Raw genomic sequence first — 14635 nt, 5'->3', positions numbered from 1 at the left:
AGGTGGCTGAACGCGTACTGCCGGCCAGTTGCCGCCGTTCACCGTCGCCGCTACACGGTCATTTGAGCGGCTTCGGCCTGCCGGAAATCCAGATTCATAACAACGGCGCGATGATCGATCATGACTTTCCGTTACGGATGCACTGCAGCTTATGCCATCGCCAAGAGCATTCATTGAAACCGGAACGCCGACGCGCATCACGCGATGCGTCCTTCATGCCGTCCGGCATGCATGTGTTTCCCGGACGGCCAATCCCTTTTTGACTGCGGTCCAGATACCCGCGCCCGAACACGGTTACTGCACCAACTGCAGATCAGCAATCGCCGCGGCGAGAAAACGTGCCGCTTCACCGCCCGTGACAACTCGATGGTCGAACGTCAGACTAAGCGGCAAGATCCGATGCACAGCAGGAACCCCGCCGGCCGCCACGACCTGCTCATGAATGCGCCCCGCTCCGAGAATCGCGACAGTGGGCGGCACGACGACGGGAGCCGCGTATTTGCCCGCGATCATGCCGAAGTTCGACAGCGTGATCGTATTGCCGCGCAGTTCTTCCGGTGGAATCTTGCGTGCCCGGATGTCGGCGCGCATGCGGTCGAGCCCCGCGCGCAGATCCGCTGCGTCGCGGTGCGCGACGTTGCGCAACACCGGCACGAACAGACCATCCGGTAGATCGACGGCGATGCCGAGATCGACTTTCTCCAGCACGTGACGCCGTCCCGCATGTCCGTCGAACCATGCGTTGAGCGCCGGTTCGGCGCGGCATCCGGCCACCAGCGCACGGATCAGGCGGATCGTCACATCAGTATGGGGCGGCCACGCGTGAATGTCGGCGTCGTCGATGACGGTCGCTGCGGCCACCTCGCTCTGCGCGCGTGCCATGTTCTGCGCCATCGCGCGCCGTACGCCGCGCAGCACTTCAGGCGGCCCGAGATCAGCGAATATTTTCGCGACGCGCCGCACGTCCGCCGCCGTGATGACACCCTCCGGACCCGACGGTGTCACCATCGCCAGATCGACATCCAGCTTGCGCGCGAGCGCCCGTACGGCCGGGATCGCCTTGATCGCGCCGACACCCGCGCCCGCACCGCCGCCGAGTGCGGCCGGCGCTTCCTGCACAACGTGCTGGCCGACCTCCACATGGCCGACCACGGTACCGGCATCGGCTTCGTCGGCCGCCCCTTCGAATGCGACTAGCGGCGCCCCCAGATGCACGATGTCGCCCACCTGGCCGAACAGTTTCACGATGCGGCCGGATTGAGGCGACGGGATATCGACGATCGCCTTCGCTGTTTCGACCGACAACAGCGGTTGATCCGCGCGAACGTCATCGCCGCTCTTGACATGCCACTCGACGATCTCTGCTTCCTGCAAGCCTTCGCCGAGATCGGGTAGTTTGAAGATTTTCATGATTTCACTATGCTTCCAGCGCTTGCCTGACCGCGGCAACGATGCGCGCGGTGGACGGCATATATTGACTTTCGAGCCGGAACAGCGGCACCACCACGTCATATCCGGTGACGCGCTGCACCGGCGCGAGCAGTGAGTACAGTCCCCGCTCAGCGATGTTGGCGGCAATCTCCGCGCCGACCCCACCGGTGCGTGAGCCCTCGTGCACGATCACGCAGCGCCCGGTTTTCGCCACCGACGCGAGAATGGTGTTCAGGTCGAGCGGTTTGAGTGTCACCACGTCGATCACCTCGGCCGCCACGCCTTCCTGCGCGAGCAGATCGGCCGCGGCCTGTACCTCCTGCAACGCCCCGCCCCAACTCACCAGCGTGACGTCGGTTCCTTCGCGCAACGTAAAGCAACTGTCGAGCGGCAGCGCTTCTCCATCGTCCTCCACGGGCTGCCTGAAGAGCCGATACAGGCGCGTCGGCTCGAAGAAGATCACCGGGTCCGGGTCCCGGATCGCCGCTAGCAGCAAGCCGTACGCGCGCGCCGGCGAGGACGGCGTCACGACGCGCAGCCCGGGTATGTGGGTGAAGAGCGCTTCAGGGTTTTCAGAATGATGCTCTGGCGCGTGAATGCCTGCGCCGCATGGCGCACGGATCACCAGTGGGCACGTCAGCCGTCCGCGCGTTCGATGCCGCAACCGTGACGCATGATTCAGAATGTGATCGATGACTGGATAGATGAACCCCGCGAACTGGATCTCCACAATGGGCTTCAGACCCATCGCCGCCATGCCGATCGCGGTGCCGGCAATTGCGGTTTCGGCCAGAGGGGTATCGATTACCCGCTGATTGCCGAAGCGTGTCCGCAGCCCGGCGGTCGTGCGAAACACGCCGCCGTTCACGCCAATGTCCTCTCCGAGCAGCACGACGGCCGGGTCGTGCGCCAGTTCGTAGGCAAGCGCCTGATTGAGCGCGTCGACCATGCTGAGCTCAGCCATTGCCGTTCCCCGCAACCGGCGCGAAGCGCTCTGCCATTGCCAGTTGCTCGCGCATCGCCGGCGGCAACGTCTCATACAGGTGATCGAACATCGCGGACGCCCCCGGCGGCGGTATCGCCAGATACGCATCGACGGCCTGCTCGACCTGCGCATGGCAGGCCTTGCCGAGTTGCTCGTCCCGCGCCTTGTCCCAGACGTTCAGGCGCATCATGAAAGTGCGCAAACGAAGCAGCGGTTCGTATTCCCACTGCTTGCTGATGACTTCGGAGTCGCGATAGCGCGTCGCGTCATCGGCTGTCGTGTGATCGCCGAGACGATAGCTGAGCGCTTCGATCAGCGTCGGGCCATCGCCTCGGCGAGCCTTGGCGAGCGCCGCGTGGACAACCTGGTGCACGGCGATCACGTCGTTACCGTCGACCTGCAGCCCGTCGATTCCCGCTGCGATCGCTTTTTGCGCGAGCGTTTGAGCAGCGCTCTGGTGGCTACGCGGTATCGAAATTGCCCACTCGTTGTTATTGACCACGAGGACAAGCGGCGCCTGCCAGGCCCCGGCCATGTTCATCGCCTCATAGAAGTCCCCCTTGGACGTGGCGCCGTCGCCGAAGATCGCCACCGCGACGCGCGGCTCGTGACGCAGCATGAACGCGTAGGCCGCGCCGGCGGCGTGGCACACCTGTGTTCCGATCGGCACACAGTTCGGGAAATCGTTGCGGGGCACGCCGAAGTCGCTGCCGCGCTCGTCGCCGCCCCAGTACAGCAGGCTTTCCGTCATCGTGACGCCCCGCAGCAATTGCGCGGCGTGATCCCGATACGAAGGGAACAGCACGTCGTCGGGCTGCATCGCGCTGGCCACGCCGACGCCGACCGCTTCCTGGCCGACCGACGACGCGAAAGTGCCGAGCTTGCCGGTACGCTGCAGCGCAACCGCCTTCGTGTCGAACGCCCGCGTCAGCACCATCGCGCGATAAAGAGAAATCAGCACCGCCGGGTCTCGCGCAAAGGCAGGCAAGGCCTGAACAGCCTCGCCATCGGGGCCAAGATATTGCGTATAGCCGATGTGAAAAGTGGCAGCCGTGCTCATGTCCGCCCCCATGTTCTGTCAGATACCGAAGACGTGCCGGAGTTCACGCGCGCGAGCGACACGACACACGCAGCGCAGTGCGTACAAACTTCAGTTTAGGCAATAGCGGCGCGCGCATGGTGCCCGTTCCTCGCTTCGTCGATCACCCCGCGAGCCAGCCCTGCATGCGAACGCTCGGTTGTCGCAATGCAGCACTGGGCGCTGAAAGGGAATGCGCCGTCTGCGCAGGCGCGAGCGTCCCGGCCGCGTGACGCGAGCGGGGGCCGGGCGCGGCGCTATACTGTGGGCCCGTCTACAGGACAAGTAGCCGGCGTGGCGAGGCGTCGTGATGCCGTTTCTGTGCGGTGTCCGCAAAGCGCGAATGCCAGCCGGCGAAGACATAAAAAATTGGCAGATCACGATCTGAAGAGGCTGAAAATCGACCGGCCCGCCGTCGCTGCCGGACGGCGGCACAACTGGTTCGCTTACGGGGTCGTCGCGCTGCTTCTCGTCGGTGCGGCGATCGCCGGCCTCAAGCTGGCCGGTCCGCAGGCCGTCGAAACCACGACCGTGGTGTCCGCTTACCCCTCGCAGACCTATACGCTGCTCAACGCGACCGGCTACGTCGTGCCGCAGCGCAAGGCCGCGGTGGCGTCGAAAGGGCAGGGGCGCCTCGAGTGGCTCGGCGTGCTGGAGGGTACGCGCGTCAAGAAAGACGAGGTGATTGCCCGGCTCGAAAGCGCGGACGTCGAGGCCGCGCTCGCCCAGGCCAAGGCGCAAATCAAGGTGGCGCAGGCCAATCTCGCGCTGCAGGTGGCCGAACTGAAGAACGCCCAAATCAACCTGCGCCGATCCGCGATACTCGCGCCGCAGGGCGCCATGCCCGCCACCCAGTACGACTCCGATCTCGCCCGTTACGACAAGGCCCGAGCGTCGATCGACAACAGCCGTGCGGCGATCGTGTCGGCGCAGGCCAATGCGCAGGCCGCCCAGGTGGCCGTCGATCAAACTGTGATTCGCGCGCCGTTCGATGGCGTGGTGATCGAGAAGCATGCCAACGTCGGCGACAACATCACGCCGTTCTCGCAGGCATCCGACAGCAAGGGCGCCGTCGTGACGATCGCCGATATGGAAACGCTCGAAGTCGAAGCCGATGTCGCGGAATCGAACATCGCGAAGATCACCGTGAACGAGCCTTGCGAGATCCAGCTCGATGCGCTGCCCGAACTCAGACTGGCTGGCCGCGTGTCGCGCATCGTGCCGACTGTCGACCGTTCGAAAGCGACCGTCCTCGTCAAAGTGCGCTTCGTCGATCGCGATGAGCGCGTGCTGCCCGACATGAGCGCTAAGATTGCGTTTCTGACGAAGCCTGTTCCGCCGCGGGACCGGGAGCCGGTGGTCGCGGTGCAGCCCGCGGCGATCGTCGAGCGCGATGGCCGCAAGGTCGCTTTCGTGATCAAGGACGATACCGTGCGCGAAGTGCCCGTCACGACCGGCGCGGCGCTCGGCGACCTTGTGGCCGTCAGCGGCGTGCATCCCGGCGATGTGCTCGTACGCGCGCCGAACGAGCACATCAAGAACGGCGCCAAAGTCACCGTGGCGAAGAAATAGTGTGAGCACTGTGGACAACGTGAAGCGCGTGAGCGATACAGAGCCGCTCGTCGACATCAGGCACCTCGTCAAATCGTACCGGCGCGGCGTTCAGACGGTGCCCGTTCTCTCCGACATCACGCTCTCGATCGGCGAAGGCGACTTCATTGCGCTGATGGGGCCGTCGGGGTCGGGGAAGAGCACGCTGCTCAATCTGATCGCGGGCATCGACCGGCCGGATGGCGGCGAACTGCGCGTCGGCGGACTCGACATCACGCGGCTGTCGGAGTCGGCGCTGGCGGAATGGCGCGCGGCCCATGTGGGCTTCATCTTCCAGTTCTACAACCTGATGCCCGTGCTGACTGCATTCGAGAACATCGAATTGCCGTTGATGCTCACGCGCCTATCGCGCAAGGAGCGGCGCGAGCGCGTGAGCCTCGTCCTCGACATGGTGAATCTGTCGGATCGCGCGCAGCATTACCCGTCCGAGCTTTCCGGCGGCCAGCAGCAACGCGTCGCGATCGCTCGCGCGCTGATCACCGATCCGACGCTGATCGTCGCCGACGAACCGACAGGCGACCTGGACCGCACGTCTGCCGAGGAGGTGCTGACGATGATGCAGCGGCTCAACCGCGAGCTCGGCAAGACCATCATCATGGTGACCCACGACGCGCATGCGGCGGGTGCGGCGAAGGCGCTCGTGCATCTGGAGAAGGGGGAACTGATCGATGGAACCACTCGCTGAAGCGCGCCACGGCCAATCGTCATGTATCTGTTCAAGCTAATCACGAGAAACGCGTTGCGGCACAAGCTGCGCACGTTGCTGACCGTGTTCGGACTCCTGATCGCGGTGCTCGCGTACGGGCTGCTGCATACCGTGGTCGACGCATGGTATGCGGGCGCCGCGGCGGCATCGAACGCAAGGCTCGTGACGCGCAATGCGATCTCACTCGTCTTTCCGCTGCCGTTGAGCTACGAGAACCGCATACGCGGCGTGGAAGGCGTGACGATGGTCGCGCGCTCCAACTGGTTCGGCGGTGTGTATCGCGAACCGAAGAACTTCTTCGCGCAGTTCGCCGTATCGGACAACTATCTCGATCTGTACCCGGAATTCATCTTGCCCGCGCAGCAGCGCAACGACTACGAGCGGGACCGCAAGGGCTGCCTGATCGGGCGGCAGCTCGCGAGCCAGTTCGGCTTCAAGATCGGCGACGTGATTCCGATCAAGGGCACGATCTATCCGGGCACCTGGGAGTTTGTCGTGCGCGGCATTCTCGACGGCCGCGACGAATCGACGATTACGCGCCAACTGATTTTTCACTGGGAGTACCTGAACGAAACGGTACGCAAGACGCCCGGCCGGAAAGCGGATCAGGTCGGGGTCTATGTGCTTGGTATCGCGAACCCGGACGAAGCCGCTGCGATCTCGCGCAATGTCGACAACGTATTCAGGAACTCGCTCGCCGAGACGCTCACCGAAACCGAGCAGGCGTTCCAGCTTGGCTTCGTGGCGATGTCGAATCAGATCATTGCGGCGATCCGCCTGGTGTCGTATGTGGTCATCGTCATCATCATGGCCGTGATGGCCAATGCGATGGCGATGAGCGCGCGCGAGCGCACCGTTGAATATGCGACGCTCAAGGCGCTCGGTTTCGGCCCGGGATTTCTCGCGTTGCTGATGTTCGGCGAGTCGGTGACGATCTGCGCGGTGGGCGGCGGTCTCGGCATACTCGCCACGCCGCCCGCCGCAAGCCTCTTCAAGCAGGCGACGGCAGGCGTGTTCCCGGTGTTCCACGTGTCGCGCGAAACGATGCTGTTGCAGGCGGCGTGCGCGCTCGTCGTCGGGATCACGGCCGCGATCATTCCGGCGCTGCAGGTGGCGCGGGTGAGGATCGTCGAAGGCCTGCGGGCTATCGGCTAGAGGCTCACGTGGCGATCCCGCTCTCGTATATCGCTCGCAATCTGTGGATGCGCCGGCTGACCACCGCGCTCACGGCCGGTGGGCTCGCGCTTGTCGTGTTCGTGTTCGCGACCGTGCTGATGCTCGATGCGGGCCTCAAGAAGACGCTCGTGTCCACCGGTGAAGAGGACAACGTCGTGGTCATCCGCAAGGGCGCGGAAACGGAAGTGCAGAGCGCGATCGACCGCGGCCAGGCGAACGTGATCGAAATGCACCCGGCGGTGGCGATCGGTAGCGACGGGCGACGCATGGCGTCGAAGGAGTCCGTTGTGCTGATCTCTCTGACGAAGCTCGCCTCGGGCAAGCCATCGAACGTCGTGATTCGCGGAGTCTCGCCCGCGGGCATGAGCTTGCGGCCGCAAGTGAAGCTCGCGTCGGGGCGCATGTTCAATCCAGGATCGTCCGAAATCATCGTCGGCAGCAGCATTGCAAAGGGCTTCAGCGGTACGCAGCCAGGCGAGCATTTGCGCTTCGCGCAGCGCGACTGGACCGTGGTTGGCACTTTCGACGCGGGCGGCAGCGGCTTCGATTCGGAAATCTGGGGCGATGTCGATCAATTGATGCAGTCATTTCGCCGCACGAGTTATTCGTCGATGGTAGTGCGGCTCGCGCAGTCCGACCGGTTCGGCGGCTTCAAGTCCGACATCGACGTCGATCCGCGCCTCGCCGATGAAGCGAAGCGCGAACAGACGTTCTATAGCGACCAGTCGAAGGCGCTCTCGACGTTCATCAACATTCTCGGCTTCACGCTATCGACGATCTTTTCGATAGCCGCAATGATCGGCGCGATGATCACGATGTACGCGTCCGTGGCCAACCGGGTTGCGGAGATCGGCACGTTGCGTGCGCTCGGCTTCAGGCGCACCAACGTGCTCGCTGCGTTTCTCGTCGAAGCGATGCTGCTGGGGCTCGTCGGCGGACTGGCGGGACTGGGCTGCGCGGCGTTCATGCAGTTCGCGTCGTTTTCGACCACCAACTTCCAGACCTTTGCGGATCTGTCGTTCCGCTTTATCCTCACCCCGGCCATCGTCGTGAAGACGCTCACATTTTCGATGACGATGGGCCTCGTTGGCGGCTTTCTGCCTGCGATGCGCGCGGCGCGCATGAACATCGTCGATGCATTGCGCGCGCGTTGAGCACATGCAGTCAGGCATTTAGACGATCATGTAGGATTCCATGCCATTACACAACGTCTCGCCTTGCCGCCCTTATTGCAACACAACCCATCGAAACGCTCTGTGAGTCTCGTCTGCCAGCCCGCAATCCGCTGCATTGATCGCTTAAGGGCCGGTGGCCGCTTCCCTCAGTCGCGATTGTTTGATCCCGGCGCCCGTGCCTTTCGCAAGAGACGCTGCCAGTTCCAGCAAAGGCACAATTCTCCGCTGCTTTTTTTGCGGGTGATTCTGCGCGATATCGGCGATCCGATGATGGAGAAAAGGATTGAGGAAGCGTTCGCGCACTTCATCCAGATAGGCAAGCGCATCATTCCGTTTCCCCAGGGCCTGGAACACTGGTAACACTTCGTCCATCCAGACCGCTTCAAGCGCGGCACGAAGCACAGGGTCGTTCATCGCGTGGTAGACAGTCTCGTCTGGCGGCCTGCCGTCGCGCAACCAGCGTTCGGCGAGGAACGTGTGCCCCAGGTTCAGAAAAAACAGCTTGAGCTGCTCGAAATGCCTCAGATCGTCGGTCAGCACGATTGACGCGTGTACGCAAGGCAGCAGCAACCTCGGCTGCCTTTCGATTGCCCACAGCGCGTAAGGCTCCGCAACCGCCCCGACCGGTTTGATCGACTCGGATACGATCCGGTCGACCAGCGAATTGGCCCACACGCAATGCTCGGCCAGGTAGTGAATGAAGTCACCAGGCAAGCGCCATTGCGATGCGAGCCTGACAATAATCGCGCGTAGTACATCGCCGTTCCTCTCGACCAGTTCACAAGGAAAGAGGGATAGCGGTGCGTTGGGCTGGCTTTGCCAACGTCCGTACAACAGGACCAGCAGTTTCGCAGGAAAGCTGTACGGCGCGCGCGCCGGAGCGGTTGCAGCGCTTGCATCGTCGCGTTCGTCGAGCTGGTAGCCGCTGTCTGCCGTGTTGGAAACAATGATCTGCACCGGTCCGCTTACGGTCTCACGGATTCGCGTCCAGTCGGTTCGCGCATGAGCTGACTGACGGATCGCACGACAGGAAAGCGTCTGGTCGAGTACCCTGCCTCGAAGTAGGCCGCGTATTTGCACCGGATAGGCGTTCCCGCTTGCAAACGCGGCGGTGCGCGCGGCGCTATCCGCGCTGTCCGTGGTTTGCACGACGGCGATGCCGCCGAGCGCATCGCCTGACTCCAGAGCCTGCGATACAAACAGGTCGACATGCGCCTGGAGGAACCGGCTGGTGCCGAACTGAAGGATCGGCTGTATCAAAGGCTCTGATGCAGTGCGTGAGTCTGTGTCGAGCCCGGGCATGCTTAGCATTCCACGATTGCCTTGACGACGCCGCCGGCGGGGTCGAGTAGCGTAGCGAAGCTGGCCGGCACGTCGGCGAGTGCGAGTCGATGCGTATTGAGGGCCAAGTGTGGAATATGCCCTGCACGCATCGCCTTGACGACCGTCTCAAAGTCCTCGACCGTTGCGTTCCGACTGGCAAGCAGTGTTGTCTCGCGTTTGTGGAACTCCGGATCGAAAAACGTGATGGTGTCGGACACGATCGACACGAGCACGTAGCGGCCGCCATGTGCAACAAACTCGAAGCCGCGCTCCATCGCCTTGGGGTTGCCCGTTGCGTCGAAAACGACATCGAAGAAATCGCCATCCGTGATTGCCGAGAGTCGGGTCTTGTCGTCCTCCCCGATCTGCACCGCCGCCGTGATGCCGAGTTGCTTCACGCAAAAATCAAGCCGGTCGGCACGCGTGTCGAGCGCCGTCACTGTTGCGCCGCGCAGCTTCGAAAACGTGAGCGCCGCCATGCCGATTGGACCCGCACCGACCACAAGAACCCGCTCGCCTTCCTTCACGTCGCCACGCCGGACCGCATGTGCGCCGATCGCAAGAAACTCGACCATGGCCGCCTCGTCGAGGCTGATGCCTTCGGCCTTGTGGACGAACTGCGCGGGCACGCTCAGGTATTCTGCGAACGCGCCATCCCGGTGTACCCCGAACACCTGAATGTTCACGCAACAGTTGGTTTTTCCGCGACGGCATGCGATGCATTGTCCGCACGACAGATACGGCATCACATAGACCGGATCGCCTGCGACCAGTCCGCTGTCGACCGGTGCCTGTTCGACGAGACCAGACAACTCGTGGCCCATCACGCGCGGATAGGCCAGATAGGGCTGATTTCCAGTAAAGATATGCAGGTCGGTCCCGCAAACGCCAACGCGCTTTACGCGCACCAGCACCTCGTTTTCACGGGGTACAGGCTTCATTCGTTCCTGGGCGCTCAGCGTACCGGGCGTCTCGCATATCACCGTAAGCATAGCAATCCTTGTCTGACTGGTCGTTGCCGGGCGCTCAAGCGGGCTGGATCCGCTCCGCCGCGTCAATACAGCACGTTCTTGGCAACCGGCTGGTCGATGTTGTCCTTCGTTACAAGCACGACGCCGGTATCGAGGTTCTTCGGCACGGGCTTTTTCTCGATCAGACTGATCACCGTTTTCACGCCGAGATCGCCCATCTGGTACGAGCCCTGCACGGCGGTAGCGGCGAGCGTGCCGTCCTTGACGAAGCCTTGCAGGTCCTGATTTCCGTCGAATCCGATCGCCACCACCTTGCCCGCCTTGCCAGATTGCTCGAGCGCGCGGCCCATGCCTACCGCCGTCGGTTCATTTGCCCCGAAGATTCCTTTGAGATCCGGATTGGCGGTGAGCGTGTCGGTGGTCTGGTTCAGCGCGGTCGCCATCTGCGAGTTCGAATAAAACGGACCGACCACCTGCAGTTGGGAGTGCGCCTTAAGGTAATCCCGGAAGCCGCCAACGCGGCCGATCTCTGAGCCCGCGCCCGCGACATACGACATGATGGCAACCTTGCCGGTCCGGCCGACGCGATCGATCAACGCCTTCGCGCATAGCTCGCCGGCTTTCTTGTTGTCGGTCGACAGGAATGATTGATAGTACTGCTTGCCTGAATCGGCCAAGGCTGAGTCGATGATCACGACCGGGATGTGTGCTTCCCATGCCTTCTTGACGGCAGGCACCAGCGCGTCGGGATCGGACGGTGCAAGCACGATTCCGGCGACCTTACGGTTCACCGCGTTCTCGACCATGTTGACTTCATCGGCAATCGCCGTTTCGGTCGCCGGGCCCTGGAACGTCATCGTGTAGCCCTTGGCGTCGCCGATGGCTGCATTGGCGCCTTTTTGGACGTTTTGCCAATAGTTGGAATTCGAGGTCTTGACGATGACGGCGATTTCGCCACCGGCGGCCTGGGCGAGGCCGGTTGCCAGGGCCAGGGTTGCGGCCAGCAGGCTCAGTTGGAATGTGCGCATGTCTCTACTCCTACGGAGAAGTTGTTGTCGTACGTGGACTTCTCGGCGCTGCAGACCTTCACGTTCCGATGCGCCGATGGATCTCACCGGCGGTTGCGGAGCTGGTCAATCCAGACAGTGCCCAGAATGACCAAGCCGATGATGATTTGCTGAATGAAGCTGGACACTCCATTCATATTCAAGCCGTTGCGCAGGATGCCGATCACAAAGGCGCCGATGGCGGTCCCGGAGATCGTTCCAACGCCTCCCATCAGCGAGGTGCCACCGATCACAGCACTAGCAATGGCGTCGAGCTCGTACATCACGCCTTCATTCGGCTGCGCGGTCAGTAGCCGGGACATCAGCACGCAGCCGGTGACCCCCGCGAGCGTCCCAGACAGCACATACGTGAACATCGTCACGCGCGCGACGTTGACACCGGACAGCCTCGCGGCTTCCGCGTTCGAGCCGACGGCATAGATGTGACGGCCGAGTGTTGTGCGACTTAGCATGATCGATACCGTAACGGCGATGACGATCATCAGCAGGACCGGGTAGGGGATGCCGGGGAACGTCACATCCGGAAATCCGTCTGCGCCGATTGTCTCGATCCTGAAGAGCGATCCGTTGCCGAGCACGCCAAATGCTTCACCCAGTCCCGACACCGGGCGCGCGCCGGTGATTTGCAGTGCGAGGCCGCGGGCCACCAGCATCATGCCGAGCGTGGCGATGAAAGGAGGCAGGCGCATGCGCGTCACACACAGGCCGTTGACGGCGCCGCACAGCCCGCCGACGGTGATGCCGAGAAGCATGCCGACGGTGACCGGCATGCCGGCTTTCACCGCAAGGGCCGCGACGACACCCGCGAGCGCGAGCACCGAGCCCACTGACAGGTCGATGCCACCCGTGATGATCACGCAGGTCGCGGCAACGCCGAGGTAGGCGATTGAGGTCACCTGCAGCGCGACGGTCATGGCGTTGTCGACCGTATGGAACGCCTCGCTTGTGGAGGAAAACACCACGATCATGACAATCAGGCTGCCGAAGGCGGCGAACTTCTGGATCAGATCCTTGCGCCGTTCGTTGACGTGGGCAGGTGTGGGTCCGGTGACCGTGCTCATCGCGAGACTCCTGGAGCGCCTGATATACCCGATGTCCCCGACTTGTCGGAGTTGACCGTGCGACCCGACGCATAGTGCATGATTTCCTCCTGGCTGGTTTGACGGGTTTCGAGAATCGTCACGAGTTCTCCCTCGTGAAAGACGGCGACCCGATCGGTCATGCCGAGTATCTCGGGCAGTTCCGAACTGATCATCACGACGCCGATGCCCTGCCCGGCCAATCTGTCGAGTAGTTCATAGATCGCGAATTTGGCGCCGACGTCGATGCCGCGCGTCGGCTCGTCGAAGAACAGCACGCGTGAATCGCGGAACAGCCACTTGCTGATGACGACCTTCTGCTGGTTACCGCCCGAGAGATTGCGTGCGATCTGCCTGATGCTTGGGGTGCGTATTCCGAGCGCGTCGATGTAACGTTGCGCCACAGCAGCTTCTGCAGCGAAGCGGATAAATCCGAAGCGGTTCGACACCGCACCCAGGTTAGCAAGGGTGATATTGCTTGCGACCGGCATGTTGACCGACAGACCGCTGGCCTTGCGGTCCTCGGACAGATAGGCAATGCCGTGCCGGATTGCATCGATTGGCGAGCGGATCGCGAGGGTCTCTGTGCCGAGGTGCACCGTGCCGCTATCGAGTGGGTCGGCACCGAAGATGGCGCGGGCCACTTCGGTCCGGCCCGCGCCCAGCAAGCCAGCGAAGCCAAGGATTTCGCCGCGGCGTAGCTCGAAACTGACGGGGCCGAACACGTTCGTGCGCGTCAGTTGGTCGACGGACAGCAGCACGTCGTCGGTGGGCACCGACGTGCGCGCCGGAAACTTGTCTTCAAGTGAGCGACCGACCATGCGCGCCACGATCTTGTTGATCGTGGTGTCGCGAAACATGTCGGTCGCAACATACCGCCCGTCGCGCATCACGGTGACCCGATCGACGATCTCGGTCATTTCATCGAGCCGGTGCGAGATGTAAATGATTCCGACGCCAGCACGCTTTAGCTCGTGAATGATCTTGAAGAGCTGAGTCGTTTCTTCTTCCGTGAGCGATGAAGTCGGTTCATCCATGATCAACACTTCGGCGTCAAGCGACAGCGCCTTGGCGATCTCGACCATTTGCCGTTGCGCAACCGATAAGGTGCGCACCAGTGTCCCCGGCTCAATGTCGACGCGAAGCCGCTCGAGGCAACGTTGGCCGTCGGCGTGCAAACGCGCGCGATCGACGAAGATGCCGCGGCGTGGTTCACGTGCAAGAAAGATGTTTTCCGCCACCGATAGCTGGGGCACCAGGTTCAGCTCCTGGTGAATAATTGCGATGCCTGCGGCTTGGGCTTCGAGCGAGGACGTGAAGTGGCGTTGGCTGCCTTTGTAGATGAGGGTGCCATCGTCGGGCGGGTACTGGCCGCTGATGATTTTCATCAGCGTTGACTTGCCCGCGCCGTTCTCGCCGCATACGGCGTGGACTTCGCCGCGCCTTAGATCAAAACTGACGTTGTCGAGCGCGAGTACGCCAGGAAAACGTTTGGTGATGTTGTTGAGCCGCAGCAACTCGGCTTGATCACCGGAGCGCGTGTTGCCACGCGGAGCGTCGGTGGCGGATCCCCCCACCGGGTCGGGCGACTGAGTTGCGGTTGCCGCTCGGCGTTCATCCACGATGAGTTCGAAACAGCGGAAATGAACGGAGTCGGCCTGCGCTGGGATCGGGCGACGGGGGGCGGGCTGGGCAGGGAAATCCAGCAAGTCTGTCTCCATTTTGTCACTTCGCACGAGTGGCTATGTCGGGCGTGCCTGCCGGATCGGTCCCGTGGTCGACGCCGGCGACGGCGGCAACCACGGCTGTCAGGACCGATTCCAGCATAGGTAAATTCGATTAATTGGTCAAGTCACTTTAAATTCCGGTGGTGGTAGAGCTTTGGCTGCAACGGGAAGCGTACCATGTCAGCATAACCGCAAAGCTCTTTACCTGTCGTGGCTCATTGGCGTAGGCAATGTAAGGAAAGGACATTCGTATATAATTCTTCCGCATTGTATTTTGGAAATGTGGTCAGACCAATTAGACGCGGA

Annotated in this window: 12 protein-coding genes; 4 read left to right on the top strand and 8 right to left on the bottom strand. The window is 62.5% G+C overall.

Going from position 1 to position 14635, the window contains the following annotated elements; genetic code table 11:
* Window positions 1-294: 294 nt before the first annotated feature.
* Genes B0G69_RS32305 through pdhA form a run of 3 tightly spaced genes read right to left on the bottom strand, consistent with a single transcriptional unit; the run spans window position 295 to window position 3476 of the window.
* Entirely contained in the window at window positions 295-1410 is a 1116-nt protein-coding gene (locus tag B0G69_RS32305; protein ID WP_121324155.1) for a dihydrolipoamide acetyltransferase family protein, read from the bottom strand.
* A gap of 7 nt (window positions 1411-1417) precedes the next feature.
* Window positions 1418-2395: an alpha-ketoacid dehydrogenase subunit beta gene (locus tag B0G69_RS32300; protein ID WP_121324154.1), complete on the bottom strand. Its 978-nt coding sequence runs from the start codon at window positions 2393-2395 to the stop codon at window positions 1418-1420.
* Window positions 2388-3476 carry a pyruvate dehydrogenase (acetyl-transferring) E1 component subunit alpha gene (gene pdhA / locus B0G69_RS32295; RefSeq protein ID WP_121324152.1) on the bottom strand — a complete coding sequence of 363 codons (1089 nt, stop codon included), beginning with the start codon at window positions 3474-3476 and terminating at the stop codon, window positions 2388-2390. Before pdhA ends, B0G69_RS32300 begins: the two co-directional genes overlap by 8 nt.
* 387 nt (window positions 3477-3863) lie before the next feature.
* On the opposite strand from pdhA, the gene B0G69_RS32290 reads away from it, so the two are divergent.
* The 4 genes from B0G69_RS32290 to B0G69_RS32275 are packed head-to-tail and all read left to right on the top strand — an operon-like array spanning window position 3864 to window position 8141.
* The gene (locus B0G69_RS32290) at window positions 3864-5066 is read left to right on the top strand and encodes an efflux RND transporter periplasmic adaptor subunit (protein ID WP_121324150.1); all 1203 of its coding nucleotides are present in this window, start codon (window positions 3864-3866) and stop codon (window positions 5064-5066) included.
* A gap of 1 nt (window position 5067) precedes the next feature.
* The gene (locus B0G69_RS32285) at window positions 5068-5790 is read left to right on the top strand and encodes an ABC transporter ATP-binding protein (RefSeq protein ID WP_121324148.1); all 723 of its coding nucleotides are present in this window, start codon (window positions 5068-5070) and stop codon (window positions 5788-5790) included.
* A gap of 21 nt (window positions 5791-5811) precedes the next feature.
* Window positions 5812-6966 carry an ABC transporter permease gene (locus B0G69_RS32280; RefSeq protein WP_121324146.1) on the top strand — a complete coding sequence of 385 codons (1155 nt, stop codon included), beginning with the start codon at window positions 5812-5814 and terminating at the stop codon, window positions 6964-6966.
* Between the two features lie 8 nt (window positions 6967-6974).
* Window positions 6975-8141, top strand: a complete 1167-nt coding sequence (locus B0G69_RS32275) for an ABC transporter permease (RefSeq protein WP_121324144.1) — start codon at window positions 6975-6977, stop codon at window positions 8139-8141.
* Between the two features lie 144 nt (window positions 8142-8285).
* Here B0G69_RS32275 and B0G69_RS32270 read toward each other — a convergent pair whose 3' ends face one another.
* The 5 genes from B0G69_RS32270 to B0G69_RS32250 form a co-directional block, all read right to left on the bottom strand.
* Entirely contained in the window at window positions 8286-9422 is a 1137-nt protein-coding gene (locus B0G69_RS32270) for a mannitol dehydrogenase family protein (protein WP_199731487.1), read from the bottom strand.
* Window positions 9423-9466: 44 nt separating this feature from the next.
* Window positions 9467-10477, bottom strand: a complete 1011-nt coding sequence (locus B0G69_RS32265; RefSeq protein WP_121324141.1) for a zinc-binding alcohol dehydrogenase family protein — start codon at window positions 10475-10477, stop codon at window positions 9467-9469.
* Window positions 10478-10539: 62 nt separating this feature from the next.
* The gene (locus tag B0G69_RS32260; RefSeq protein WP_121324139.1) at window positions 10540-11484 is read right to left on the bottom strand and encodes an ABC transporter substrate-binding protein; all 945 of its coding nucleotides are present in this window, start codon (window positions 11482-11484) and stop codon (window positions 10540-10542) included.
* Window positions 11485-11567: 83 nt separating this feature from the next.
* Window positions 11568-12584: an ABC transporter permease gene (locus B0G69_RS32255; RefSeq protein ID WP_121324138.1), complete on the bottom strand. Its 1017-nt coding sequence runs from the start codon at window positions 12582-12584 to the stop codon at window positions 11568-11570.
* On the bottom strand, window positions 12581-14179 hold the full coding sequence (locus B0G69_RS32250; RefSeq protein ID WP_241991683.1) for a sugar ABC transporter ATP-binding protein: 1599 nt from the start codon (window positions 14177-14179) through the stop codon (window positions 12581-12583). The genes B0G69_RS32255 and B0G69_RS32250 overlap by 4 nt, the downstream gene beginning before the upstream one ends.
* Window positions 14180-14635 lie beyond the last annotated feature (456 nt).

Source organism: Paraburkholderia sp. RAU2J, assembly GCF_003634845.1.
GTDB lineage: Bacteria > Pseudomonadota > Gammaproteobacteria > Burkholderiales > Burkholderiaceae > Paraburkholderia > Paraburkholderia fynbosensis.
The sequence above is the reverse complement of the archived record's forward strand: the minus strand, read 5'-3'. Positions and strand labels throughout refer to the sequence as shown.

Coding starts and splice junctions, on each gene's coding strand:
- B0G69_RS32305 (WP_121324155.1), bottom strand. CDS start 1,410: ATGAAAATCTTCAAACTACCCGATCTCGGCGAAGGCTTGCAGGAAGCA.
- B0G69_RS32300 (WP_121324154.1), bottom strand. CDS start 2,395: ATGGCTGAGCTCAGCATGGTCGACGCGCTCAATCAGGCGCTTGCCTAC.
- pdhA (WP_121324152.1), bottom strand. CDS start 3,476: ATGAGCACGGCTGCCACTTTTCACATCGGCTATACGCAATATCTTGGC.
- B0G69_RS32280 (WP_121324146.1), top strand. CDS start 5,812: ATGTATCTGTTCAAGCTAATCACGAGAAACGCGTTGCGGCACAAGCTG.
- B0G69_RS32265 (WP_121324141.1), bottom strand. CDS start 10,477: ATGCTTACGGTGATATGCGAGACGCCCGGTACGCTGAGCGCCCAGGAA.
- B0G69_RS32260 (WP_121324139.1), bottom strand. CDS start 11,484: ATGCGCACATTCCAACTGAGCCTGCTGGCCGCAACCCTGGCCCTGGCA.
- B0G69_RS32255 (WP_121324138.1), bottom strand. CDS start 12,584: ATGAGCACGGTCACCGGACCCACACCTGCCCACGTCAACGAACGGCGC.